The sequence below is a fragment of the Aeromonas sp. V90_14 genome, from assembly GCF_029967615.1.
GTDB lineage: Bacteria > Pseudomonadota > Gammaproteobacteria > Enterobacterales > Aeromonadaceae > Aeromonas > Aeromonas hydrophila.
This window is the reverse complement of record NZ_JASCAS010000033.1, coordinates 61602-84402: the sequence shown is the minus strand read 5'-3', so window position 1 is coordinate 84402 and position 22801 is coordinate 61602. Positions and strand designations below refer to the sequence as shown.

Here is a 22801-nt window from a genome sequence, read left to right as displayed (position 1 = left end):
AGTAACGTAAAACTGACAAATCATCCCGCGCAAAGGACAATCCGCCCGCCATGGCCATACGTCACTACCATCCGACGGACCTGCATCTGCCAGCGCCCAATCCGCTCTATCTGCGCTACCAGCAGATCCAGGCCGAGAGCGCATGTGCGCCCCACAGCCACCCCTGGGGCCAGCTCAGCCTCATCAGTCTGGGGGTGATGGAGATAGTGCTGGACGATCACCGGCTGGTGGCGCCGGCCGACTACCTCATCTGGGTGCCGGCGGATCTGGAACACGCCTCCTACAACCAGCAGGCCCTCGACTACACCTCCATCTACGTCAATGACGCCCTGGCGGCGCGGCTGCCGGCCGAACCTAGGCTGCTGCAGATGACCCCGCTGATCCGCGCCATCCTGGCCGATTTTTGCGATCGCAAGCTGGGCCACATGGAGGATGAGTGGGACGTGCGTCAGGCCGAGCTGCTGGTGGAGAAGCTGACTCGCACCCGCTGCCAGGACAGCTACCTGCCCATGAGTCAGGACAAGCTGCTGGCCCCCATGCTGGCGGCGCTCTACAGCGACCCCGCCGACCCGCGCACCTTGGCCCAGTGGGCCGAGCAGCTGCACACCACTGAGCGTACCCTGGCCAGGCGCTGCGTGCGGGAACTGGGGATGAATTTCGGCCAGTGGCGGGCCCGGCTCAAGCTGCTCAAGGCGTTGGCCTGGCTCAAGGGGGAGCTGCCGGTGCAGGAGATTGGCTGGCGGCTCGGTTACGGCTCCACCTCGGCCTTCATCGCCATGTTCAATCGGGAGCTGGGCTGTTCGCCCCAGCGTTATCGCCAGCAGCTGGGTATCGGAGCCGGGCAGGCGGCGCTCTAGCAAGGAGCGCTCTGGCAATGAAAAGGGCGCCCGCAGGCGCCCTGGTTGATCACGGGAGGAGCTTAGAAGAAGCCGAGGGGATTGATGTCGTGGCTCACCAGCAGGTTCTTGGTGTTCTGGTAGTGGTCCAGCATCATCTTGTGGGTTTCGCGGCCGATCCCTGACTTCTTGTAGCCGCCGAAGGCCGCGTGCGCCGGGTAGGCGTGGTAGCAGTTGACCCAGACCCGGCCGGCCTGGATGCCGCGTCCCATGCGCCAGGCCAGGTTGCTGTCGCGGGTCCACAGGCCCGCTCCCAGCCCGTACTGGGTGTCGTTGGCAATCGCCAGCGCCTCCGCTTCGTCCTTGAAGGTGGTGACCCCGAGTGCCGGCCCGAAGATCTCCTCCTGGAACACCCGCATCTTGTTCTGGCCCGAGAAGATGGTGGGCTGGATGTAGAAGCCCCCCTCCAGCCCGCTCACCCTGGCCGGGCCGCCGCCGATCAGCATCTTGGCCCCTTCGCCGCGACCGATCTCCATGTAGCTCAGGATCTTGTCGAATTGCTCGCGCGACGCCTGGGCACCGACCTGGGTGGCGGTGTCGAGGGGGTTGCCCTGCACTATGGTGCGGGCGCGGGCCAGCACCTTGTCCATGAAGTCGTCATAGATGCTGGCCTGCACCAGGGCGCGGGAGGGACAGGTGCACACCTCGCCCTGGTTGAAGAAGGTCATCAGCATCCCTTCCACCGCCTTGTCGATATAGCTGCTCTCGTGCTGCATCACGTCGGCGAAGTAGATGTTGGGGGACTTGCCGCCCAGCTCCACGGTGGAGGGGATCAGCTTGTCGGCGGCGCAGCGCAGGATATGGGCGCCCACCTCGGTGGAGCCGGTAAACGCCAGCTTCTGGATCCGGTTGCTGGTGGCGAGCGCCTGGCCCGCCTCGGCGCCGAAGCCGTTGACCACGTTGACCACCCCGGCGGGCAGGATGTCCTTGATGAGATCCATCATCAGCATGATGGTGACCGGGGTCTGCTCGGCGGGCTTGAGCACGCTGCAGCAGCCGGCCGCCAGCACCGGGGCCAGCTTCCAGGCCGCCATCAGCAGCGGGAAGTTCCAGGGGATTATCTGGCCGACCACCCCGATGGGCTCCTTGAAGTGGTAGCTGACGGTGTTCTGGTCCAGCTCGGCGGCCGAGCCCTCCTGGGCGCGGATGCAGCCGGCGAAGTAGCGGAAGTGATCCACCACCAGCGGCAGGTCGGCGGCCAGGGTTTCGCGCACCGCCTTGCCGTTCTCCCAGGTCTCGGCGATGGCGAGCACTTCGATGTTCTGTTCGATGCGATCGGCGATGCGCAGCAGCAGGTTGCTGCGCTCGGTGACGCTGGTCTTGCTCCAGCTGGCGAACGCCTTGTGGGCGGCGTCCAGCGCCAGCTCGATGTCGGCGGCGTCGGAGCGGGCCACTTCGCAGAACACCTTGCCGTCCACCGGCGAGATGTTTTCAAAGTAGCGGCCGGCGCGCGGCGCCACCCACTCGCCACCGATGAAGTTGTCGTAACGGGACTTGAAGCTGACCAGGGCACCTGCCTGACCGGGAGCGGTATAAATCATCTCATCATCCTTATGTGTGTGGTCCTGACCGGGCTGGCGGGCAACCCGGTTGCTGCTGTGTATCGCAAGGGGCGTGCCAGAGGGTCTGACCAGCACAGCAAAAGTTACAAAAACGTTATCAAACGGGATGTGGCAGCGTATCTTGGTTAACCAATGACCAGGGCGAAGGTGAGGAAGCTGTGCCGATTCTGGACAGTGACCGTGACAGTCGTGCCGTTTGTGAACAGGAGGCGTGATGAGCGAATTATCTCAATCCAGTGCCAGCCCGATCGAGCGTTCCTGGCAGCGCTGCCTGCATCAGGGGCTGAGCCGCCGGCAGAGCGCCGAGCTGGACTTGCTGCCCCAGGGAGAGCTGTCGGCCCGTCAGGAGCAGCACAGGGTGCTGATCGCCAGCTTCCAGCGTTTCGTGTTGCCGCTGTTTGGCCAGTTGCTGGCAGGGCGCCCCTGTCGGTTGCTGCTGTGCGATGGCGAGGGCGCCATCCTGGCCGCCAGCGGTGACGACGGCTTCGCCCGCCACGCCGAGCGCATTTTTTTGCGCAGCGGCGCCCGCTGGGGGGAGGCGAGCAAGGGGACCAACGCCATCGGCACCGCGCTGGCCGAACAGAGCGAGGTGCAGGTGCTCGGCAATCAGCACTTCTTCGCCCAGCACAGCTTTCTCAGCTGCAGTGCCTGCCCGCTGCTCGGGCCAGACGGGCAACTGCTCGGGGTGCTCGACATCTCCACCGACGCGGCCCATCACGATGGCGATATGCTGGGCACGGTGCGGCTGTTGGCCATGACCCTGGAAAACGCGCTGCTGGCGTGCCAGCCGGGCTGGCTGGTGGATCTCGAGCCCCAGAGTCTCTGGTCTGCCCGTCTGCTGCTGGGGGAGGAGGGCGAGCTGCTCGGGGCCAACCGGGCCGGTCGGCTCTGGCTCGGCCAGCACCCCTTCGACGGCAAGCAACTGCTGCGGGATCGACGCGGGCTGCGGCTGGTGCCGGAGGCCAGCCCCGTGGCGATCCTGCCCGGCCTGCCGGCCGATGCTGGCGGCTCGCACGGCCAGCAGGTGCCGCTCAAGATGCTGGAGCGCGGCATCTCGCTGCTCATCGAGGGGGAGACCGGCAGCGGCAAGGAGCATCTGGTGCGCGAACTGCACGGGCAGTCGAGCCGGCGGGCGCAACCGCTGGTGTGCGTCAACTGCGGCGCCCTGCCGGCGGAGCTGGTGGAGGCCGAGCTGTTTGGCTACGTGGGCGGGGCCTTCAGCGGCGCTCGCAGCCAAGGCAGCCAGGGGTATCTGCGCGCCGCCCACGGCGGCATCCTGATGCTGGATGAAATCGGCGAGTTGCCGCTGCTGGCCCAGACCCGGTTGCTCAGGGTGCTGCAGGAGCGCGCCGTCACCCCGGTCGGCAGCCACAGACCTGAGGCGGTGGATTTCTGGCTGGTCAGCGCCAGCCACCGGGATCTGGCGGCCATGGTGGCGGCCGGCACCTTTCGCGAAGATCTCTACTACCGTATCTGCGGCTGGCGGCAACTGCTGGCGCCGCTGCGCGACTGGCCGACCCGCGAGCGGCAGGCGCTGGTCCAGCGGCTGCTGGCCGAGATGGATCCTGCCCTGCGCCTGACCGATGAGGCCGAGCACCACTTGCTGGCCCACCCGCTGCCCGGCAACGTGCGCCAGCTCAAGCAGGCGCTGGAGGTGGCCTGCGTGCTGGCGGAGGGGCAGGGCTGGATTGAGCCAGCCCACCTGCATCTGCCGACCGTGGCCGTGGCGCCGGCCGCCACCACGGCGGTGGCGGGCAGCACATTGCGCGAGCAGAACCGGCAACGGGTGCAGCAGACCCTGACGGAGTGCGATGGCAACGTGAGCGAGGCGGCGCGCCGCCTCGGTATCAGCCGCACCACCCTCTATCGGGCGCTGCGGGAGGCAGGCTGAGGTGTTTGTTACCCGAGCTTTTTCATGGTTAAGATGGGTCCACAAGAGACCCTTTGATGATTCTTTTGCATGGCATGGAGTGCTTTATGACGCGTACCCGATTTGATTGGCAAGACCCCTTCTTTCTCGACAGCCAGCTCGGCGAAGAGGAGCGGCTCATCCGCGACGCCGCCCGCGACTATTGTCAGGCACGGCTGATGCCCAGGGTGCTGGAGGCCAACCGCCGCGAGCAGTTTGACCGCACCATCATGAACGAGCTGGGGGAGCTGGGGCTGCTCGGCGCCACCCTGCCGGAACAGTACGGCTGCGCCGGGGTCAATCACGTGGCCTACGGCCTCATCGCCCGGGAGGTGGAGCGGGTCGACAGCGGCTACCGCTCGGCCATGAGCGTGCAGTCGTCCCTGGTGATGCACCCGATCCACGCCTATGGCGACGAGGCCCAGCGCCAGCGCTGGCTGCCGGGGCTGGCCCGGGGCGAGCTGGTGGGCTGCTTCGGCCTCACCGAGCCGGATGCGGGTTCCGACCCTGGCTCCATGAAGAGCCGCGCCGAGCGGGTCGACGGCGGCTATCTGCTGACCGGCAACAAGATGTGGATCACCAACTCCCCCATCGCCGATCTGTTCGTGGTATGGGCCAAGCTGGATGGCGAGATCACCGGCTTCGTGCTGGAGAAGGGGATGGCCGGGCTCTCAGCCCCCAAGATCGAGGGCAAGTTCTCCCTGCGCGCCTCCATCACCGGCGAGATAGTGATGGAGCGGGTCTTCGTGCCACAAGCGAACCGGCTGGCGGGGGTGAGCGGCCTCAAGGGGCCGTTCGGCTGCCTCAACAAGGCGCGCTACGGCATCGCCTGGGGGGCGCTCGGCGCCGCCGAGTTCTGCTGGCACGCCGCCCGCCAATACGGGCTGGATCGCCAGCAGTTCGGCCGCCCGCTGGCCGCCACCCAGCTGTTTCAGCTCAAGCTGGCCAACATGCAGACCGAGATTGCCCTCGGCCTGCAGGGCTGCCTGCAGGCCGGGCGCCTGATGGACGAGGGGCGCTGCCCGGTGGAGCTGGTGTCGCTCATCAAGCGCAACAGCTGTGGCAAGGCGCTGGAGATAGCCCGGGTCGCCCGCGACATGCACGGCGGCAACGGCATCAGCGACGAGTTTCACGTCATTCGCCACGTGATGAACCTGGAGGCGGTCAATACCTACGAGGGGACCCACGACATCCACGCCCTGATCCTGGGGCGGGCCCAGACCGACCTGCAGGCGTTTGAGTGATGGGGCCCCTTGCCGGCGTGCGCGTGCTGGATCTCAGCCGCGTGCTGGCCGGCCCCTGGGCCAGCCAGCTGCTTGCCGATCTCGGCGCCGATGTGGTCAAGGTGGAGGCCCCCGGGCGCGGTGACGACACTCGCCACTGGGGCCCACCCGAGCTGGTGGCGGGGGAGGCGGCCTACTTTCATGCCGCCAACCGGGGCAAGCGCTCCATCGCCCTGGATCTAGCGCGCGATCACGAAACCCTGCTGGCCCTGGTGGACCGGGCCGACGTGGTGATCGAGAACTTCAAGGTAGAGGGGCTGGCGCGCTACGGCCTCGATTACCCGAGCCTCAAGGCCCGCCGCCCGGGGCTCATCTACTGCTCCATCACCGGTTTTGGCCAGGACGGTCCCTGGGCTCAGCGACCCGGTTACGATCTGCTGATCCAGGGGCTGGGCGGATTGATGAGCATCACCGGTCAGCCGGACGAGACCCCCGGCGGCGGGCCGGTCAAGGTGGGGGTGGCGCTTGTCGACATCCTCACCGGCCTCTACGCCACCATCGGCATCCAGGCGGCCCTGCGCCACCGGGAGCGAACCGGGGAGGGGCAGCAGATCGATCTGGCCCTGCTCGACGTGTCGGTGGCGGTGCTGGCCAACCAGGCGATGAACTATCTCGCCACCGGTCAGGCGCCCGGGCGCCTTGGCAACGGCCACCCCAATATCGTCCCCTACGACGTCTATCCCACCCGGGATGGTCATCTGATCCTCGCGGTGGGCAACGACGGCCAGTTTGCCGCGCTGGCGGCCCTGCTGGGGGAACCCGGCTGGGCGACGGACCCCGACTTTGCCAGCAACAGCGCCCGGGTGCGCCACCGCCACCGGCTCAATGCCCTGATTGCCGAGCGGCTACTGGTTCGTAGCAGCGCCGAGTGGAGTGCCATGCTGGAGGCAGCCGGGGTGCCGGGCGGCCCCATCCTTACCCTGGATGCCCTGTTCGCCCTCGAGCAGGGGGTGGTGCGCGGCTGGGTGCAGCAGGTACAACGCGGCGATCAGCCCTTGCCCACCCTGGCCAATCCGCTGCATCTGTCGGCAACCCCGGTGCGCTACGGGCGCGCCTCGCCGGCGCTGGACGGGGACCGGGATAGCGTGCTGCGCGACTGGCTCGGGCAGGGCTGACCCGGTTGCTTTAGGCGGGGAGGTTGCGCCTGCCCGGCGCCATGCTCCCCTCCTCTATCCTCTGCCACCTCATCAGTCTAGGTGCTGGAGCCCGGGGCCATCCCCCGTTATGATGCGCCCCGTCCATTCATCTGTTGAGGAACTTCCCATGGCACAACACATTGGCGCCCTGGCCCTGCTGGTGGCCGATTACGACCAGGCCATCACCTTCTTTACCCGGGGACTGGGGTTCGAACTGCTGGAAGATACGCCCCTCGACGAGCCGGGCAAACCGGGCAAGCGCTGGGTGCGGGTTGCCCCCAAGGGGGCCCCCGGCTCCGCCCTGTTGCTGGCGCGGGCCGCCACCCCGGAGCAGCGGGCCGCCATCGGCCAGCAGGGGGGCGGTCGGGTCTTCCTGTTCCTCGAGACCGACGACTTCTGGGGCGATTACCAGCGCATGCAGGCGTACGGTGTCCATTTTTGTGAACAGCCGCGTATCGAGGCTTACGGCACCGTAGTGGTGTTCGAGGACATCAGTGGCAACCGCTGGGATCTGCTGCAACTCGCTGCTGCCAACTGAATCTGAAAACGTTTATCATCCCGCCTGTCATAAAGTCATAAAAGTGTCACAGAAAGTTCTAATAATTGGCGCACCCATCTTCACAGAGGAGAGAGAAGGGATATGGCTAAGCGAATTCTGGTGGTCGAGGACGAAGCACCGATCCGCGAAATGCTCTGCTTCGTGCTCGAGCAGAAGGGATATGAAACAGTAGAAGCTGAAGATTTTGCCGACGGATTGGCGAAGGTGCGCGAACCCTACCCCGAACTCATCGTGCTGGACTGGATGATGCCGGGCGGCAGCGGCATCCAGTTCATCAAGCAGCTCAAGCAGGATGAGGTGACCCGCCAGATCCCGGTGGTGATGCTGACCGCCCGCGGCGAGGAAGAGGACAAGGTGCGCGGGCTGGAGGCGGGGGCCGATGACTACATCACCAAGCCGTTCTCGCCCAAGGAGCTCACCGCCCGTCTGCATGCGGTGATGCGCCGCGTCTCTCCCACCTCGGTGGACGAGGTGATCGAGGTGCAGGGGCTCAAGCTGGACCCTGTCTCCCACCGGGTCAGCGCCGAGGAGAAGGCGCTCGACATGGGGCCGACCGAATTCAAGCTGCTGCACTTCTTCATGACTCACCCGGAGCGGGTCTACAGTCGCGAGCAGCTGCTCAACAATGTCTGGGGTACCAATGTGTACGTCGAGGACAGAACCGTGGATGTGCACATCCGTCGTCTGCGCAAGGCCATTGAAGAGACGGGGCACGATCGCTTGATCCAGACGGTGCGCGGCGCAGGCTATCGCTTCTCAACCCGTCTGTAGAGGAAGTTATGTTGCAACCTTATGCCTGGCGGCGCCAGTTGTGGCGAATGGCGTTCTTCTATGCGCCCTTCGCCTTGGTCGGCTGGTTGACGAATACCCTCGCCCTCTGCCTGCTGGCGGCCACCGTGCTGCACCTGGGCTGGCACTATCGCTTCCAGAAGCGGCTGTCGGACTGGCTGTGGCACGATCGCAGCCTGGTGCCCCCCAACGGCAGCGGCAGCTGGGAGTACATCTTCAACGGCATCTACAAGTTGCAGCAGCGCCACCGGGCCCGCCGCCGCGAGCTGGCGGGGCTGATCCGCCGCTTTCGGGAAGGGGCGGAGGCACTGCCCGATGCGGCCGTGGTGTTTCGCACCGACGGCAGCATCCTCTGGTGCAACCGGCTGGCCGAGCAGCTGCTCGGTTTTCGCTGGCCGGAAGATGCCGGTCAGCACATCGGCAATCTCATTCGCAATCCCGCCTTCGGCGCCTACCTCGGCAAGGGGCAGTATGACGAACCGTTCGAGATGACCTCGCCCATCAACGAGGAGAAGTTTCTCGAGTTTCGGATCATGCCCTACGCCGAGGATCAGGCGATGCTGGTGGTGCGGGACGTGACCCGGCTGCGCAGCCTGGAGAAGACCCGCAAGCACTTCGTCTCCAACGTCTCCCACGAGCTGCGCACACCGCTCACCGTGCTCAAGGGCTATCTGGAGATGACCGAGGAGCCACCGCCGCCCGCCATGTGGGCCAAGGCGCACAAGGTGATGATGGAGCAGACCATCCGCATGGATAACCTGGTCAATCAGCTGCTCACCCTGTCGCGCATAGAGGCGGCGCCGAGCGTGGATCTCTCCCACCTGGTGGACATGCCCGCCATGCTGGGGCTGCTGGAGCAGGAGGCGCGGGCGCTCTCCGGCGAGCGGGCCCACCAGATCGAGTTCATGGTGCAGCCCAATCTGTTGGTGCGCGGCGATCAGGATCAGCTGCGCAGCGCCGTCTCCAACCTGGTCTACAACGCCATCCACTACACCCCGGCGGGGCGCAAGATAACGGTGGAGTGGCGCAAGCAGGGGGCGATGGCACTGTTTGCGGTGCAGGACGAGGGGGAGGGGATCCCGCCCGAGCACCTGGCGCGGCTCACCGAGCGCTTCTATCGGGTCGACAAGGCCCGCTCCCGTCACACCGGCGGCTCGGGGCTCGGGCTTGCCATCGTCAAGCATGCCCTGAGTCACCACGACTGCCAGCTCGACATCGAGAGCCGGGTCGGCCTCGGCAGCCGCTTCAGCTTTCTCATCCCCGGTCGCATGGTGGTGGTGAAATAGTCTTTGCCGGCAAGGGGTTGGCATCAAAAGAGGGCGGCGATGGCGGCCCTTTTTTCATTTGTTAAACAAGCCCGCCATGTCATTAAAGTGTCACATTAAATCCATAAATTTGTCACTGCCAGGTCAGATACTGGCGCCGTCTTGAGAACGGACCTGTCGCCGGTTTGGCGCAGGGAGAGTACGAAACGCGACCGGCCGATCGCAGTGCTCGGGATGTGACCACTTTCGGCCTCAGATTGACGCTTGCCTTCTGCCACCACAGGACTGGGGGAAGAGGGCAGGAAATGACACTCAGCGCATCGTCCGGCGTGGCCGGCGGTGAGCCAAGTTAACCCGTGTTTTGATGGACTGCGTTCTGCAACCTTGGAGAGATTGGATGAAACTCAACAAACTGGCTGGTGTAATCGGATTCACCGCAGCTACCCTGTTTTCCGTCAGCACCCTGGCTGCCGGTGTGGATAAAAACCTGCCGGATTACACTCCGACCAGCGGCATCTCGGGCAACCTGTCCTCTGTCGGCTCGGACACCCTGGCCAACATGATGACCCTGTGGGCCGAAGAATTTAAGCGCATGTACCCCAACGTCAACGTGCAGATCCAGGCCGCCGGTTCTTCCACCGCGCCGACCGCACTGACCGAGGGCGTTGCCCAGTTCGGCCCTATGAGCCGCGCCATGAAATCCGGCGAGGAAGAGGCCTTCGAGAAGCGCTACGGTTACAAGCCGACCGCCATCCGCGTCGCGGTCGATGCCCTGGCGGTGTTCGTCAACAAGGACAACCCCATCAAGGGGCTGACCATGCCGCAACTGGATGCCATCTTCTCCAGCACTCTCAAGTGCGGCGAAGCCAAGGCCGCCACCAAGTGGGCTGATCTGGGTCTGGACGGCAACTGGTCTTCCAAGGATCTGCAACTGTTCGGTCGCAACTCGGTGTCCGGTACCTACGGTTACTTCAAGGAACACGCCCTGTGCAACGGTGACTTCAAGAGCGGCGTGAACGAGCAGCCGGGTTCTGCCTCCGTGGTGCAGTCCGTCTCCTCCTCCCTGAACGGTATCGGCTACTCCGGCATCGGTTACGTCACCTCCGGTGTGCGCGCCGTACCGCTCTCCAAGGATGGCAAGACCTTCATCGAGGCCAGCGCCGACAACGCCATCACCGGCAAGTACCCGCTGTCGCGCTTCCTGTACGTTTACGTGAACAAGCACCCGAACAAGCCGCTCTCTCCGATGGAGCAAGAGTTCCTGAAGATGGTGCTCTCCAAGGCGGGCCAGAACATCGTTGCCAAAGATGGCTACGTACCGGTACCGGCCAAGGTGGTCGAAGCCGACCTGAAGAAACTGGGCATCATGTAAGCCGGTTTCCTTTGCCAGACGGGCCCTGCGGGGCCCGTTTTGTTTTTTGGCCGCCGCATGATGGCGGTATGTGACCGCTTTCGCCAGACCGGGTGATTTGCCGACTTGCACCGGACGCCCGCATTTCCGAAAATAGGGCATCTTTATGGTGAAGGACACCTCCATGACATCTCCCTTGTTCAAGCTTGGCCTGGCGGCACTCTGTTCCACCCTGCTCGCCAGCTGTGCCCAGTCTCCCACCGGCCGCAGCCAGATGCTGCTGTTCTCGCCCCAGCAGATGAGCAAGCTGGGGGCCGACTCCTTCGAAGAGATGAAGAAGCAGGAGAAGGTGAGCACGGATGCGAAGATGAACGCCTATGTCTCCTGCGTCGCCAAGGCGGTGACCGCCCAGGTGCCGAGCCAGTACGGCATCACCAGTTGGGAAGTGGTGGTATTTGACTCCAAGCAGGTCAACGCCTTCGCCCTGCCCGGCGGCAAGATCGGGGTCTACAGCGGCCTGCTCAAGGTGGCCAAAAACCAGGATCAGCTCGCCACCGTCATCGGTCACGAGCTGACCCACGTGCTGGCCCAGCACTCCAACGAACGTCTCTCCCGCAGCCAGCTGACCGGCCTTGGGCTGGCGGCGGCCGACATCGCCATGGGCAGCAGCGAATACCGCGGTGCCACCATGGCGGCGCTGGGGCTAGGGGTGGAGGTCGGCGTCATGCTGCCCTATGGCCGCGAGCAGGAGAGCGAGGCGGACCGGCTGGGTCTGGATCTGATGGCCCGCGCCGGTTTCAATCCGGCCGAAGCCATTCCGCTGTGGCAGAACATGAGCGCGGCCGCGGGTGGCAATGCGCCGCCCCAGCTGCTCTCCACCCACCCCAGCAACGAGAACCGGATCGCCGAGCTGCAGGCCCAGCAGGCTGAAGCCGTGCCGCTCTACGAGCAGGCCCGCGCCTCCGGGCTGGTACCCCAATGCAAGGCATAAGCCTGCGCATGGCGCGGCCCGATGACGCCGCTGCCATGACGGTGATGCAGCGGGCCAGCTGGCTCGCCGCATACGGCGGCGTGCTCGGTGCCGACATGCTGGCCCAGCTGGCGGTGACCGAGCATCTGCAGATCTGGCAGCGCCGGCTGGCGGAGACGGGCCCCAGGCCCATGCTGCTGTGCCAGGACGAGGTGGTCATCGGCCTGCTCTACTGGCAGCCGGAGACGACGGGGGAGTACCCCACCGCCTGGATCCGCGCCTTTTACCTGCATCCCGACCACTGGCGCCAGGGCCACGGCAAGCGGCTGTGGCAGGCGGTGGCGATGCAGATGCGGCGCGCCGGCTGTGAAGGCGTCAGATTGTGGCTGCTCGATGGCAACCACATCGGCGAGGGGTTTTACCTGCGCCGCGGCTTCATGTTTGATGGCCAGGAACGCACCCTGATGAGCCTCGGCCAGCCCTGCCTGCAGCGACAAATGTTTCGTTTGCTTTGATCTCTCTCCCGTTTTTCGTCTCCGGTCACTTTATTTTTTTTGCGAATTAATACAATGTCCCCCTCTGGACAGGCTGAGGTGAGGCGACTCATCGACAAGGGAGTGTGGCATGTATTACGGCTTTGATATTGGTGGCACCAAGATAGCGTTCGCTGTGTATGACGGCGCCTTGAATCTCTGTCATGAGGAGCGCATGAGCACTCCCGGCAATGATTACGAAGGGTTGCAGCAGCTCATTCGCGCGCGGGTCGAACAGGCGGATGCCCGTTTCGGCGCCCGTGGTGCGGTGGGCATCGGCTTTCCCGGCATTCTCAACCGGCACGACCACAGCATAGTGGCGGCCAATCTGCCCTCCATCAATGGTCGCCACCTGGGCGCCGATCTGGCCGAACTGCTGGAGCGTCCGGTCAAGGTGGACAACGATGCCAACTGCTTCCTCTGGTCCGAGGTACATCAGGGGGCGGCGGCGGGAGCCGACAGCGCCCTCGGCGTCACCATCGGCACCGGCATCGGTGGCGCCGTCTATCTGGCGGGCAAGCTGATCCAGGGCCGCAACTGGCTGGCGGGGGAGATCGGCCACTACCCGCTGCCGGCCACCATGCTGATGAAGTACCCCGACCTGCCTCGTCCCCGTTGCGGCTGCGGCCGTCTGGTCTGTTTTGAAACTTATGCCTCCGGCACCGGGCTGGAGCGGCTCTACCATCACTTTCACGGCCAGCGTGCCAGCGGCCACCAGATAGTGGGGCGCTTCGAGGCGCACGAACCCCATGCGGTGGCCACGGTCGACTGCTGGCTCGAAATCATGGCTGCCGGGCTGGCGACCGCCATCTCGGTGGTCGACCCCGACGTGGTGGTGCTGGGGGGCGGTCTGAGCGGTCTGCCCGCGCTCTACGAACAGCTGCCGCTGCGCCTGCCTGGCCATCTGCTGCCCGGGGTCGCCCTGCCCGAGATCCGCGAGGCCCGCTTCGGCGGCGCCGGCGGGGTGCGCGGGGCCGCCTTGCTCAATTTATGAGATCAGATCCGGGGTCTGATCTCCCCAATAAAGGAGTCCATCATGACCTCTCTTGAAATCTGTATCGACAATCTGGAATCCCTGTTTACCGCCCAGGAGGCTGGCGCGAATCGCATCGAGCTCTGCTCTGCGCTGGGGCTGGGCGGCCTGACCCCCTCCTATGGCTTCATGCAGCTGGCGGCGCGCCATGCCACCGTTCCCGTCTACGCCATGATCCGGCCCCGGGCCGGCGATTTCTGCTTTGGCGACGGGGAGTTCGAGATGATGCTGCAGGACATCGCGGCGGCCCGCGCCGCTGGCCTGCAGGGGGTGGTAGTCGGTCTGCTGGACGAGCAGGGACGGGTGCCTGCCGCCAAACTCACCCAGCTGGTGGAGGCGGCAGGGCCCCTTGGCGTTACCTTCCACCGCGCCATCGACCTCTCCTCCGACTGGCGCCTCGACTTGGAGACCATAGTCGCCGCCGGCTGCGAGCGCATTCTGAGCTCGGGCCACGCGCCGACCGCGCTGGCGGGGCTGGAAACCCTGCAGGCGATGCAGCAGGCGCTGGCGGGGCGAGCCAGCCTGATGCCGGGGGCCGGGGTCAATGCCGACAACGTGCGCACCATAGTGGAGTTCACCGGGGTGAACGAGGTGCACATGTCCGGCATGGGCTGGCGCGGCGGCATGGTGCCCCATGGTGTCAACATGGGTACTTCGGACGATGGCCGGGTCAATATCACCGACGGCGCCAAGGTGGCGGTGGTACGGGCTCTGTTGGACCGGGCCTGATACCGGCTCGGCGAAGGAGATAATCCTACGAAACAGAGGGGCGCCGCATGTCGGCGTCCCTCTGCCAGCTTGTGTGAACTCTCTCCCACGGTGGGGGAAATCAGGCGCCAGGCCGGCAGCACCCGGCGCAAAAGTCTGATATTATCCCGTCTCTTTTACCCTCAGGACCCGGAGCAACTTCTCAATGTCCCAATACGACTCTATCGAACAGAAGGCCAGCTATGGCATCGGCCGCAACATGGGTGATCAACTGGCGCAGCAAGCCTTCGCCGGTCTGGATATCCCGGCCCTGCAGCAAGGTCTGGCAGATGCCCTGAATGGTCTGGAGTTCGCGGTCAGCCGTGACGATATCAACGATGCCTTCCAGGTCATCACCGCCCGCATGCAGGAAGAGCAGGAAGCCGTCGCCAAGGCTGCCGCCGCCGAAGGCGAAGCCTTCCTGGCCGACAACGCCAAGCGCGCCGAAGTAAAGACCACCGAGTCCGGTCTGCAGTACGAAGTGCTGGTGGAAGGCAACGGTGCCGTACCGGTCGCCGGTCAGTCCGTGCGTGTGCACTACCACGGTACCTTCACCCACGGTGGCGTGTTCGACAGCTCCGTCGCCCGCGGTCAGCCGGCCGAATTCCCGGTCACTGGCGTGATCGCCGGTTGGGTAGAAGCGCTGCAACTGATGCCGGTTGGCTCCAAGTGGAAGCTCTACATTCCGCAGGATCTGGCCTACGGTGCACGCGGTGCCGGTTCCATCCCGCCGTACTCCGCCCTGGTATTCGAAGTGGAGCTGCTGGACATCCTGTGATCCGGCTGGCTTGATTGATACGGACGGCGACCCTCGGGTCGCCGTCTGTTTTTTTGCGCCGCGCGCGGCGGGGCATGGGCAGCGCCTGCGCTTTTGGATATAGTCATGGCTCCTGCTGGGAGAGCGCCCATGGCTGCCATCATTGAAGTCGTCGATCTCGTCAAGCACTTCCCCGGCGTCAAGGCGGTGGACGGGCTCAGCTTTGCCATTCCTGCCGGCAGCTGTTTCGGCCTGCTCGGCCCGAACGGGGCGGGCAAGACCACCACCATCGAGCTGCTGGAGGGGATCCTCACCCCGGACAGCGGCCAGATCCTGTTCCACGGTGCCCCCCGCGGCCCCGACTACCGCTCCCGCATCGGCATCCAGTTCCAGCACACGGCGCTGCAGGATTTCCTGACGGTGCGCGATACCCTGCGATTGTTTGCCAGCCTCTATCCGGCCCCCTTGCCCCAGGCCCAGCTCATCGAACTGTGTGCGCTGGGAGAATTCATCGATCGGGACAGCCGCAAGCTCTCCGGCGGTCAGCGGCAACGGTTGCTGCTGGCACTGGCGCTGCTTGGCGACCCCGAGCTGCTGTTTCTGGACGAGCCCACCACGGGTCTCGATCCCCAGGCTCGTCACCACTTCTGGCAGCGCATCGAGGCGATCAAGGCGCAGGGCAAGACGGTGGTGCTCACCACCCACTACATGGACGAGGCCCAGCAGCTGTGCGATCAGATTGCCATCGTCGATCACGGCCATCTGCTCAGCCTGGACACCCCGGTCGCCCTGCTGGCCCAGCATTTTGACGGCGTGCTGGTGCGCCTTGCGGCTCACCCGGCCCTCGCCAGTCTCGGCTATCCCCTGCGCCCGTTGGGCGAGCAGGTGGAGCTGAGCTGTCCTGACGTGGCGGACTTGCTGCCACGGCTGCTGAGCCTGGGCGTGCCGCTGACCGGCATGCAGGTGCGCTCCCCCAATCTGGAGGATCTCTTCCTCCACCTGACCGGCCACAGCCTGCGGAGCGGCGCATGACGGCGGCCCCGTGGTACCCCGCAGCGGTATCTGCCTGCATGTCGCCCCAGCCTGCCAGCCCAAGGAGCACCAGATGACGGGATCCCTCAAGCGCATCGGGGCGCTCTTCTATGCCCGCAACCTGGAGTTCGTGCGGGATCGGGCCGCGCTTGTCTGGAACCTGGCCTTTCCGCTGCTGCTGGTGCTGGGGTTTACCCTCATCTTCTCCGGTCCGCCCAAGCCGCTGGTGCAGATGGGGGTGGTGGGGGAGCTACCCGCAGCCTATACCCCGCTGCGCGCCGTGCCGCTGCTCAAGATCATCCCCTATGACGAGGAGGAGAGGGGCCGGCTCAAGGTGCGCCACCATCAGCTGGATCTGCTGCTCTCGCCCGGCACGGGCCGTTACTGGATCAACCCGGACGCCCCTCAGGGAGCCATGGCCGAGTATCTGCTGCGCCAGGCCGTGTCGGTGCAGCTGGTGCGAGAGACCCTGAGCGGGCGTGCCATTCGCTACGGTGACTGGCTGCTGCCCGGGGTGATCGGCATGAACCTGATGTTCTCCGGCCTGTTCGGAGTGGGCTTCGTCATCGTTCGTTACCGCAAGAACGGGGTGCTCAAGCGGCTGCGGGCCACCCCGCTCTCGGCTGCCGAGTTTCTCTGCGCCCAGCTGCTGTCGCGCATCCTGATCACCCTGGTGGTGAGCCTGCTGGTATTTTTGGTGGCCTACGGCCTGCTTGGAGTGCCGCTGCTGGGCTCGGGCTGGCTGCTGCTGTTGATCGCCCTGCTGGGCGGGGCGTCCATGGCGTCCCTCGGTCTGCTGGTGGCGGCCCGCATCCAGAACGAGGAGCTGGCGAGCGGGCTGCTCAACGTCATCAGCATGCCGATGATGTTTCTCTCCGGCGTCTGGTTCTCGCTGGAAGGGGCCCCCGCCTGGCTGCAGCAGCTGGCGGCCTGGCTGCCGCTCAGCCAGATCATCGCGGCGGCCCGCGCCGTCATGCTGGAAGGGGCAGGCTGGGCCGAGGTGGCGGCGCCACTGGGCTGGGTCCTGCTGTTTACGCTCTGCTGCATCACCCTGGGCAGTGCCCTGTTCAAATGGAGTCACCGATGAAGTCACTACCGCTGGTTGGCGGGGCCCTGCTGGCCCTGCTGTTGAGTCTGCCGGCCAGTGCCGGCGCCATGCGCTGCAAGAATGCGCTGATCACCGAAGGGGACAGCACCGCCGAGATGCTGCTCAAGTGCGGCGAACCCATGCTGCGCGAGGAGCTGACCCGCAACGAGGAGAATCAATTCGGCAACCTGATGCAGGTGAAGTATGGGGAGCGCTGGACCTACAACTTCGGCAAGAACGAGTTCATGCGCTTCGTCATCGTGCGCAACGGGGTGATCACCGACATCGAAAACGGCCCGCACGGCGAGTAGCCGGCGGGCAAAGACGTGCATGGACGCAGACTACAAAACAGAAAGGACTATGGAAGTTACCCCAACAGCAGGGTGGTGTGACGCAGGCCGCGAGCCTCCAGATTGATCTGCCGGGCCAGACTCAGGGTCTGACGGCAGGTCAGGCTCTCCAGATTGATCTCGCCGCCGCTGAACTCGAACCGCCCGTGGGTCTCCACCATGAAGCTGCCGTGATGGAAGCTCTTGATGTAGCGGGCAATCTGGCGGGGAGACAAGTTCTTGAACACCTTCATCACAAAACACCTGTTGCGTGGACAGGGCACACTATGGCGTTGCCAGGTGACACGGATGTGACAGTTTGTGGAGGTTTGTATGAATCCGGTTTGTCCTCTGTCCGCATTGGCCGTCCATGTGGAGTGAGAGTGAAAAAAGGCTGCCATGACAAGCCGTTACCCCGATATACTGCGGGCAGTTTAACGCCATGAACAAGAAGGGTCTGCGTGTGGAATGGGTGGATGTGGTGGATGGAAACAATCAGGTCGTCGGGGTTGCCGAGCGTGCCAAGGTGCGGCGGGAGAACCTCTGCCACCGCGCCAGCTATATCCTGGTGCTCGACGAGGCTGACCGCATCCTGGTGCAGCGCCGCACCCTCAGCAAGGACTTCTGCCCCGGCATGCTGGATGCCTGCGCCGGCGGCGTGGTCACCACGGGCGAGCAGATGGAGCCCTCCGCCCGCCGCGAACTGGCCGAGGAGCTGGGGATCCGCGATGTGCCGCTGCAGGCTTTCGGTGACTTCTATGCCGAAGGGGAGGGGTACCGGGTCTGGGGCGGTCTCTTCAGTTGCCGCTATCAGGGGCCGCTGCAACTGCAGGCCGAAGAGGTGAGCGAGGTGTGCTGGATGAGCCAGGCGGAGATCGCCGCGCGGGCCGCCGAATTTACCCCCGACTCCCTGCTTGCCATCGCCACCTGGCAGGCGCGGCGCTGACGCGTACCCTGCATGCAAAACGGGCAGCCACTGGCTGCCCGTTTTGTTTCGGGCGGGGGATGTTAGACCAGCCTGAGCCGGCGGTTGGTGCGCCCGCACGGACTGGCGCCGGCGAGCCAGTGGCCTTGCCACTCGGTGACCAGACGCAGCAGCGGGTATTCCAGATCGAGCCGGGTCACCACCAGCTGACCGACGCCATCGCCGATGACCGGCTCGCCGCTGGCCAGATCGATGATCTCGATGAGGCAGCTTTCGTTGACGATGAAGCCTTGGCCGGGCTGGCTCTCATAGGCGATCACCCCCGCATCCTGCAGCAGCAGGCAGTTGAGCGCCCGGATGCCGTGCACCGCCTGCAGTGGCCGGGTATCGGGGTGGGAGGATTCGCACAGCAGGGCGCAGCGCAGGCTGTCGCTCGGCACGTCGGCCCGCTCTGCCGCCTCCAGCAGATCCAGCAGCACCGCCAGCGGCCCGACGAACCCGGTCGGCTCATAGCGCTGCAGCGCCTCCAGCTGGCGCCCGGTATCGTGGGGGCCGCAGGGCACCACGGGCGCACCCAGCTGGCGGGCGCCGTTGTCGAAGATGAAGGCGGTGGGGCTGATGTGGTAGTCGTGGCCGTTGAGCAATACCTCCCCGGCCTTGAAACCGGCGGCGAACAGGGCGCGCGCCGCCCCCCACCAGTCGGCGCCGGCGTACTCGGGAATGGCCAGCTGGCCCGGACAGGCGAAGACCCGCAGCGCCTGGCTGGCGGGGCGGCCGGTGAGGCCGGCAAAGGGTGGGTGAGCCTGCTGGGCGGCGAACAGTTCGCTGGCGTTGAGCAGGGGCAGGCTGGTCAGCTCGCCCAGATCCTGCAGGCGGCGCTGGCGGTAGGCACTGGAATAACCGGCGCAATACTGGCCGACATGGGTAAGCAGGTGATTGACTTGATCCAGTTGTTGCTGCTCTCGCAAGGCGGAGGGGCGAATTTCCAGTCCATCGTAATAGTGCTGCATGAGGCCTCCTTGGTCGGCTGATCCTGCTCAAGGTTAGTCCAAAAGGCGTGCGGGATCGGGGTCTGTGTCACATGACGGGAGTGGGGTAGACTGGAGCCCCTGCCATCCAGTTGAGGACGAGAGATCATGATAGCGATTGGCCAAGCCCTGCCCGCGGGCGAATTCACCTTCATCACCGCCGAGGGCAAGCAGCAGCGGGATAGCCAAAGCCTGTTTGGCGGCAAGCGGGTGGTGCTGTTTGCGGTGCCCGGCGCCTTTACCCCCACCTGTTCCAACGCCCACCTGCCGGGTTACGTGGTGCTGGCGGACAAGTTCAAGGATAAGGGGGTCGATGCCATCTGCTGTCTGTCGGTCAACGACGCCTTCGTGATGAAGGCGTGGCAGGATGCCCAGAACGCCGAGGCCATCACCATGCTGGCCGACGGCGACGGCAGCTGGACCCGGGCACTGGGTCTGGCCAAGGAGACCGGGGCCTTTGGTGGCGTGCGCGCCCAGCGCTTTGCCCTCATCGCCAACGATGGCGTGGTCGAGCAGCTGTTCGTGGAGGCGCCCGGCAAGTTCGAGGTGTCGGATGCCCAGAGCTTGCTGGCGGCGCTGTAAAATATCAATCGTCGTTTGATTTCTTCTTGAAATGGAAAGTCGGCCCGCTACACTGGGCCCACTTCTGCAAAGAGCCGGGCCATCGCCTGGCTCTTGCGTTTGCTGGCGATGGAATGGAGATGTTATGACCCTGGCTGTTGTTGCCCTGATCGCCGGACTGGCGCTGCTGGTCTGGAGTGCGGACAAGTTTGTCGATGGCGCCGCCGCCACCGCCCGTTATGCCGGCATGCCGCCGCTGCTGATCGGCATGGTGATCATCGGCTTTGGTACTTCGGCCCCCGAAATGGTGGTCTCCGCACTGGCGGCCTCCCAGGGCAACCCCGGCCTCGCGCTCGGCAACGCCTATGGCTCCAACATCACCAATATTGCGCTGATCCTGGGGCTGACCGCTCTGATCAGCCCCATCGCCGTAGCCTCCCAGGTGGTACGCAAGGAGATCCCCATCCTGCTCGGCATCACCCTGCTCTCCGGCGCCCTGCTGCTGGACGGTCATCTGGACCGTACGGACGCCGTCATCCTCGGCGTGGTGTTCGTCGGCCTGATGGGCTGGTCAATCCGGGCCGGCATGCGCGGCAAGGGGGATGCGCTGGATGCGGAAACCGAGGAGAGCATCGACAGCGAGGGGATGTCCCTCAAGGCGGCCATCGGCTGGCTCATCGTCGGGCTGGTGCTGCTGATTGCAGCCTCCCGCCTGCTGGTATGGGGGGCGGTGACCATCGCCCAGGCGCTCGGCATCAGCGATCTGGTGATTGGCCTCACCATCGTCGCCGTCGGCACCTCGCTGCCGGAGCTCGCCTCGTCCCTCATTGCCATTCGCAAGAACGAGCACGATCTGGCCCTTGGCAACGTGCTCGGCTCCAACCTGTTCAACACCCTGGCGGTGGTGGGGATCGCGGCGGGGATCCACCCGCTCGACGTGGCACCGGAAGTGCTCTCCCGCGACTGGAGCGTGATGATGGGGCTGACCCTGTTGCTGCTGGTGATGTGCCTGGGCCGCAAGGGGCAGGGGCGGATCAACCGGCTGGAGGGGGGCCTGCTGCTCGCCTGCTTCGTCGGCTACACCGGCTGGTTGCTGGCCAGCCAGTTCATCTAGCCGTTTGAGCTGGATGAAACGAAAGAGGGGAAGCCGCGGCTTCCCCTCTTTGCATTCTGTCGATGGCGCTTAAGCGACCGCCACCAGCTTCTGTCCCTTCTGGCTGCTGTCCAGAATCAGGATGCTCGCCTTGGGGAAGAAGTTGAAGGTGGAGGCCGAGGCCCAGGTGTAGGCCCCCATCACCCGGCCCACCACCAGCTCGCCGATGGCCAGATCCGGCAGCATGATGCCGTCACGAATGACGTCCACGCTGTCGCAGGTGGGGCCGGAGAGCACCGAGTTGTGCAGCTCGCCGCGCGCCAGCGGGGTGCTCACCGGGTAGGTGACGTGGTCATAGAGCTGGCCGTTGTAGCTGCCGTAGAGACCGTCATCCAGGTAGTACCAGATCTTGTCGCCGCGATGGGCCTTGCCCATCACGCTGGAGACCGAGGTCATGGCCGGCGCGCTGATGAAGCGGCCCGGTTCGGCAATCTTCTGCACCGTGGCCGGCAGCTTGGCCAGCGCCTCGCGGATCGGCGCGCAGAAGCTGTCGATGTCGAATTCGCCGCCCTCATAATCCACCGGGAAGCCGCCGCCGATATCCAGCACCCAGGGCTTGAGACCGAGTTCCCAGGCCTGCTCCATGATCTCGCGGCAGGCGTCGATGGCCTGCACGTGGCGACGGGCGTGGGGCACCTGGGAGCCGACGTGGAACGACAGCCCCATCACCTTGATGCCCTTGGCGTGGGCCAGTTGCAGCAGCGGCAGCGCCTGCTCCGGGGTGCAGCCGAACTTCTTGGAGAGATCGACCTTGGTCTCGGGGTTGGGGAAGCTGACCCGCAGCAGCAGTTTCACTTCGTCCTTGTAGGGGATGAACTTCTCCAGCTCCAGCGGGTTGTCGTAGACAAACACGGTGCAGCCGTACTCCAGCGCATAGCGGATGTCGCTGTCGCGCTTGATGGGATGGGTATGAATGCAGCGTCCTGGGCGGACACCCTGACTGCGCACCAGATCCACTTCGCCATTGGTGGCCAGATCGAAACAGGCCCCCTCTTCCTTCAAGACAGAGACCACTGCCTCGTGGGGCAGGGGCTTGAGTGCATAGTGCAATCGTACATCGGGCAGGGCGGCCGCCAGGGCCCGATACTGTTTGCGGACGGCTGCCTTGTCGAGCAGCAGCAGGGGGGAGCCGAACTGTTCAACCAGCTGACGGTAATCTTGTGCTACCAGGGTCTCGTTCATTCTCTTTTGGTCATCCTTAGGGGGCGTGATATGCCCAAGCCATATGGGGTTGAACCGGCGACGGCCGGCTCAGGCGAGCGGTCCGGAGGGACCAACCAGGCACATTGCATAACTCCATTGCAAAGTGCTTAGTTATGCGCGGGATTATCGGCTTATTGCGTTTGTGTGCAACCCTTTTGATTGGATATGTCGGCAAGTTTTTCTGGTCGAGACGAAATATCATCTTGATATGGCGGCTGTATCGGCTAGTGAAGCTGGGGCATCTGCGGTAAGTGGGAATAACTTATTGATAGTTAACGAACAAATAACAGATGGTTCGGTGCGAAAAAAAACGGCGGCCGGGGTGGCCGAGTGGGAGACAGCTCACACTTTTTGGATTACCATGCCCGCTTCCTAATCCAAACTAGTTCGGATGAAGGTAGCAGGAGAGCGATGGGCAACCATCCACCGAAGAAGTGAATCTTTCAGGTACCGGGCAACCGGTGTGGACTGCTACTGGACGATACTCTGGAGAGACCCGTTGAATCGGGCGCCGAAGGAGCAAGGCACCGTGATTGCATCGCAATCTGGCGCCGGAAACTCTCAGGCAAAAGGACAGAGGGGATGGGATGGTTGTACCTGGGCTTGGCCCGCATCCGATCGCCTCTGGCCGATCGCGACACCTATGGGAAGATCATCCTTCTCCTCCTTAATTTCTGTTTCTTAAGGAGGATG

The 22801-nt window shown here is 64.8% G+C and carries 23 protein-coding genes and 1 riboswitch; of the genes, 19 read left to right on the top strand and 4 right to left on the bottom strand.

Features of this window, described 5'->3' with window-relative positions; translation table 11 throughout:
- Window positions 1-50: 50 nt before the first annotated feature.
- Window positions 51-857, top strand: coding sequence for a helix-turn-helix transcriptional regulator (locus QLG02_RS12665; protein WP_029301544.1), 807 nt, complete (start codon window positions 51-53; stop codon window positions 855-857).
- A 62-nt stretch (window positions 858-919) separates the two neighbouring features.
- Here the strand turns inward: QLG02_RS12665 and QLG02_RS12660 are convergent, their stop codons facing one another.
- The gene (locus QLG02_RS12660; protein WP_005343899.1) at window positions 920-2437 is read right to left on the bottom strand and encodes an aldehyde dehydrogenase family protein; all 1518 of its coding nucleotides are present in this window, start codon (window positions 2435-2437) and stop codon (window positions 920-922) included.
- 235 nt (window positions 2438-2672) lie between these two features.
- On the opposite strand from QLG02_RS12660, the gene QLG02_RS12655 reads away from it, so the two are divergent.
- From QLG02_RS12655 to QLG02_RS12585, 15 genes are all read left to right on the top strand, one after another.
- Window positions 2673-4349 (top strand): sigma-54-dependent Fis family transcriptional regulator, encoded by a 1677-nt coding sequence (locus QLG02_RS12655; protein ID WP_282465321.1) that lies wholly within the window; start codon window positions 2673-2675, stop codon window positions 4347-4349.
- Between the two features lie 86 nt (window positions 4350-4435).
- Window positions 4436-5611, top strand: coding sequence for an acyl-CoA dehydrogenase (locus tag QLG02_RS12650; protein WP_201974911.1), 1176 nt, complete (start codon window positions 4436-4438; stop codon window positions 5609-5611).
- On the top strand, window positions 5611-6765 hold the full coding sequence (locus QLG02_RS12645) for a CoA transferase (protein WP_207137148.1): 1155 nt from the start codon (window positions 5611-5613) through the stop codon (window positions 6763-6765). The genes QLG02_RS12650 and QLG02_RS12645 overlap by 1 nt, the downstream gene beginning before the upstream one ends.
- Window positions 6766-6913: 148 nt before the next feature.
- A complete protein-coding gene (locus QLG02_RS12640; protein WP_282465320.1) occupies window positions 6914-7324 on the top strand; it encodes a VOC family protein in 411 nt (136 codons plus the stop codon).
- A 102-nt stretch (window positions 7325-7426) separates the two neighbouring features.
- Complete coding sequence (phoB, locus tag QLG02_RS12635; RefSeq protein ID WP_005298527.1) at window positions 7427-8116, top strand: phosphate regulon transcriptional regulator PhoB; 690 nt, start codon at window positions 7427-7429, stop codon at window positions 8114-8116.
- 8 nt (window positions 8117-8124) lie between these two features.
- Window positions 8125-9420, top strand: coding sequence for a phosphate regulon sensor histidine kinase PhoR (gene phoR, locus QLG02_RS12630; RefSeq protein WP_024944739.1), 1296 nt, complete (start codon window positions 8125-8127; stop codon window positions 9418-9420).
- Between the two features lie 376 nt (window positions 9421-9796).
- Window positions 9797-10771, top strand: a complete 975-nt coding sequence (locus QLG02_RS12625; RefSeq protein ID WP_017408555.1) for a phosphate ABC transporter substrate-binding protein PstS family protein — start codon at window positions 9797-9799, stop codon at window positions 10769-10771.
- A 163-nt stretch (window positions 10772-10934) separates the two neighbouring features.
- Window positions 10935-11741, top strand: a complete 807-nt coding sequence (locus QLG02_RS12620) for a M48 family metallopeptidase (protein WP_011705171.1) — start codon at window positions 10935-10937, stop codon at window positions 11739-11741.
- Window positions 11729-12235, top strand: coding sequence for a GNAT family N-acetyltransferase (locus QLG02_RS12615; RefSeq protein WP_011705172.1), 507 nt, complete (start codon window positions 11729-11731; stop codon window positions 12233-12235). Before QLG02_RS12620 ends, QLG02_RS12615 begins: the two co-directional genes overlap by 13 nt.
- Before the next feature lie 109 nt (window positions 12236-12344).
- Window positions 12345-13247, top strand: coding sequence for an ROK family protein (locus tag QLG02_RS12610; protein WP_017408554.1), 903 nt, complete (start codon window positions 12345-12347; stop codon window positions 13245-13247).
- Between the two features lie 42 nt (window positions 13248-13289).
- On the top strand, window positions 13290-14015 hold the full coding sequence (locus tag QLG02_RS12605; RefSeq protein ID WP_282465319.1) for a copper homeostasis protein CutC: 726 nt from the start codon (window positions 13290-13292) through the stop codon (window positions 14013-14015).
- Between the two features lie 184 nt (window positions 14016-14199).
- Window positions 14200-14811 (top strand): FKBP-type peptidyl-prolyl cis-trans isomerase, encoded by a 612-nt coding sequence (locus QLG02_RS12600; RefSeq protein WP_005298548.1) that lies wholly within the window; start codon window positions 14200-14202, stop codon window positions 14809-14811.
- 129 nt (window positions 14812-14940) lie between these two features.
- Entirely contained in the window at window positions 14941-15822 is an 882-nt protein-coding gene (locus QLG02_RS12595; RefSeq protein WP_039216056.1) for an ABC transporter ATP-binding protein, read from the top strand.
- 73 nt (window positions 15823-15895) lie between these two features.
- Window positions 15896-16909: an ABC transporter permease gene (locus tag QLG02_RS12590; RefSeq protein WP_282465318.1), complete on the top strand. Its 1014-nt coding sequence runs from the start codon at window positions 15896-15898 to the stop codon at window positions 16907-16909.
- On the top strand, window positions 16894-17220 hold the full coding sequence (locus tag QLG02_RS12585) for a DUF2845 domain-containing protein (RefSeq protein ID WP_282465317.1): 327 nt from the start codon (window positions 16894-16896) through the stop codon (window positions 17218-17220). The genes QLG02_RS12590 and QLG02_RS12585 overlap by 16 nt, the downstream gene beginning before the upstream one ends.
- Window positions 17221-17276: 56 nt before the next feature.
- On the opposite strand, the gene QLG02_RS12580 is transcribed toward QLG02_RS12585, so the two are convergent.
- Window positions 17277-17492 (bottom strand): DUF1107 domain-containing protein, encoded by a 216-nt coding sequence (locus QLG02_RS12580; RefSeq protein ID WP_282465316.1) that lies wholly within the window; start codon window positions 17490-17492, stop codon window positions 17277-17279.
- Window positions 17493-17680: 188 nt separating this feature from the next.
- On the opposite strand from QLG02_RS12580, the gene yfcD reads away from it, so the two are divergent.
- Window positions 17681-18184: an NUDIX hydrolase YfcD gene (yfcD, locus tag QLG02_RS12575; protein ID WP_029301531.1), complete on the top strand. Its 504-nt coding sequence runs from the start codon at window positions 17681-17683 to the stop codon at window positions 18182-18184.
- A gap of 62 nt (window positions 18185-18246) precedes the next feature.
- Here the strand turns inward: yfcD and QLG02_RS12570 are convergent, their stop codons facing one another.
- Window positions 18247-19173 carry a phenylacetate--CoA ligase gene (locus tag QLG02_RS12570; RefSeq protein WP_244089914.1) on the bottom strand — a complete coding sequence of 309 codons (927 nt, stop codon included), beginning with the start codon at window positions 19171-19173 and terminating at the stop codon, window positions 18247-18249.
- A gap of 126 nt (window positions 19174-19299) precedes the next feature.
- On the opposite strand from QLG02_RS12570, the gene QLG02_RS12565 reads away from it, so the two are divergent.
- Entirely contained in the window at window positions 19300-19773 is a 474-nt protein-coding gene (locus tag QLG02_RS12565; protein ID WP_282465315.1) for a redoxin family protein, read from the top strand.
- 124 nt (window positions 19774-19897) lie between these two features.
- Entirely contained in the window at window positions 19898-20866 is a 969-nt protein-coding gene (locus QLG02_RS12560; RefSeq protein WP_282465314.1) for a calcium/sodium antiporter, read from the top strand.
- A gap of 69 nt (window positions 20867-20935) precedes the next feature.
- Here the strand turns inward: QLG02_RS12560 and QLG02_RS12555 are convergent, their stop codons facing one another.
- Window positions 20936-22087, bottom strand: a complete 1152-nt coding sequence (locus tag QLG02_RS12555; RefSeq protein ID WP_282465313.1) for a type III PLP-dependent enzyme — start codon at window positions 22085-22087, stop codon at window positions 20936-20938.
- A 497-nt stretch (window positions 22088-22584) separates the two neighbouring features.
- A riboswitch (glycine riboswitch) is annotated at window positions 22585-22695 on the top strand.
- The last annotated feature ends 106 nt before the right edge of the window (window positions 22696-22801 follow it).

Bases quoted from the DNA above. Each gene is read 5' to 3' on its own strand.
- QLG02_RS12665 (WP_029301544.1), top strand. From the start codon at position 51: ATGGCCATACGTCACTACCATCCGACGGACCTGCATCTGCCAGCGCCC.
- QLG02_RS12660 (WP_005343899.1), bottom strand. From the start codon at position 2,437: ATGATTTATACCGCTCCCGGTCAGGCAGGTGCCCTGGTCAGCTTCAAG.
- QLG02_RS12655 (WP_282465321.1), top strand. From the start codon at position 2,673: ATGAGCGAATTATCTCAATCCAGTGCCAGCCCGATCGAGCGTTCCTGG.
- QLG02_RS12650 (WP_201974911.1), top strand. From the start codon at position 4,436: ATGACGCGTACCCGATTTGATTGGCAAGACCCCTTCTTTCTCGACAGC.
- QLG02_RS12645 (WP_207137148.1), top strand. From the start codon at position 5,611: ATGGGGCCCCTTGCCGGCGTGCGCGTGCTGGATCTCAGCCGCGTGCTG.
- QLG02_RS12640 (WP_282465320.1), top strand. From the start codon at position 6,914: ATGGCACAACACATTGGCGCCCTGGCCCTGCTGGTGGCCGATTACGAC.
- phoB (WP_005298527.1), top strand. From the start codon at position 7,427: ATGGCTAAGCGAATTCTGGTGGTCGAGGACGAAGCACCGATCCGCGAA.
- phoR (WP_024944739.1), top strand. From the start codon at position 8,125: ATGTTGCAACCTTATGCCTGGCGGCGCCAGTTGTGGCGAATGGCGTTC.
- QLG02_RS12625 (WP_017408555.1), top strand. From the start codon at position 9,797: ATGAAACTCAACAAACTGGCTGGTGTAATCGGATTCACCGCAGCTACC.
- QLG02_RS12620 (WP_011705171.1), top strand. From the start codon at position 10,935: ATGACATCTCCCTTGTTCAAGCTTGGCCTGGCGGCACTCTGTTCCACC.
- QLG02_RS12615 (WP_011705172.1), top strand. From the start codon at position 11,729: ATGCAAGGCATAAGCCTGCGCATGGCGCGGCCCGATGACGCCGCTGCC.
- QLG02_RS12610 (WP_017408554.1), top strand. From the start codon at position 12,345: ATGTATTACGGCTTTGATATTGGTGGCACCAAGATAGCGTTCGCTGTG.
- QLG02_RS12605 (WP_282465319.1), top strand. From the start codon at position 13,290: ATGACCTCTCTTGAAATCTGTATCGACAATCTGGAATCCCTGTTTACC.
- QLG02_RS12600 (WP_005298548.1), top strand. From the start codon at position 14,200: ATGTCCCAATACGACTCTATCGAACAGAAGGCCAGCTATGGCATCGGC.
- QLG02_RS12595 (WP_039216056.1), top strand. From the start codon at position 14,941: ATGGCTGCCATCATTGAAGTCGTCGATCTCGTCAAGCACTTCCCCGGC.
- QLG02_RS12590 (WP_282465318.1), top strand. From the start codon at position 15,896: ATGACGGGATCCCTCAAGCGCATCGGGGCGCTCTTCTATGCCCGCAAC.
- QLG02_RS12585 (WP_282465317.1), top strand. From the start codon at position 16,894: ATGGAGTCACCGATGAAGTCACTACCGCTGGTTGGCGGGGCCCTGCTG.
- QLG02_RS12580 (WP_282465316.1), bottom strand. From the start codon at position 17,492: ATGAAGGTGTTCAAGAACTTGTCTCCCCGCCAGATTGCCCGCTACATC.
- yfcD (WP_029301531.1), top strand. From the start codon at position 17,681: ATGAACAAGAAGGGTCTGCGTGTGGAATGGGTGGATGTGGTGGATGGA.
- QLG02_RS12570 (WP_244089914.1), bottom strand. From the start codon at position 19,173: ATGCAGCACTATTACGATGGACTGGAAATTCGCCCCTCCGCCTTGCGA.
- QLG02_RS12565 (WP_282465315.1), top strand. From the start codon at position 19,300: ATGATAGCGATTGGCCAAGCCCTGCCCGCGGGCGAATTCACCTTCATC.
- QLG02_RS12560 (WP_282465314.1), top strand. From the start codon at position 19,898: ATGACCCTGGCTGTTGTTGCCCTGATCGCCGGACTGGCGCTGCTGGTC.
- QLG02_RS12555 (WP_282465313.1), bottom strand. From the start codon at position 22,087: ATGAACGAGACCCTGGTAGCACAAGATTACCGTCAGCTGGTTGAACAG.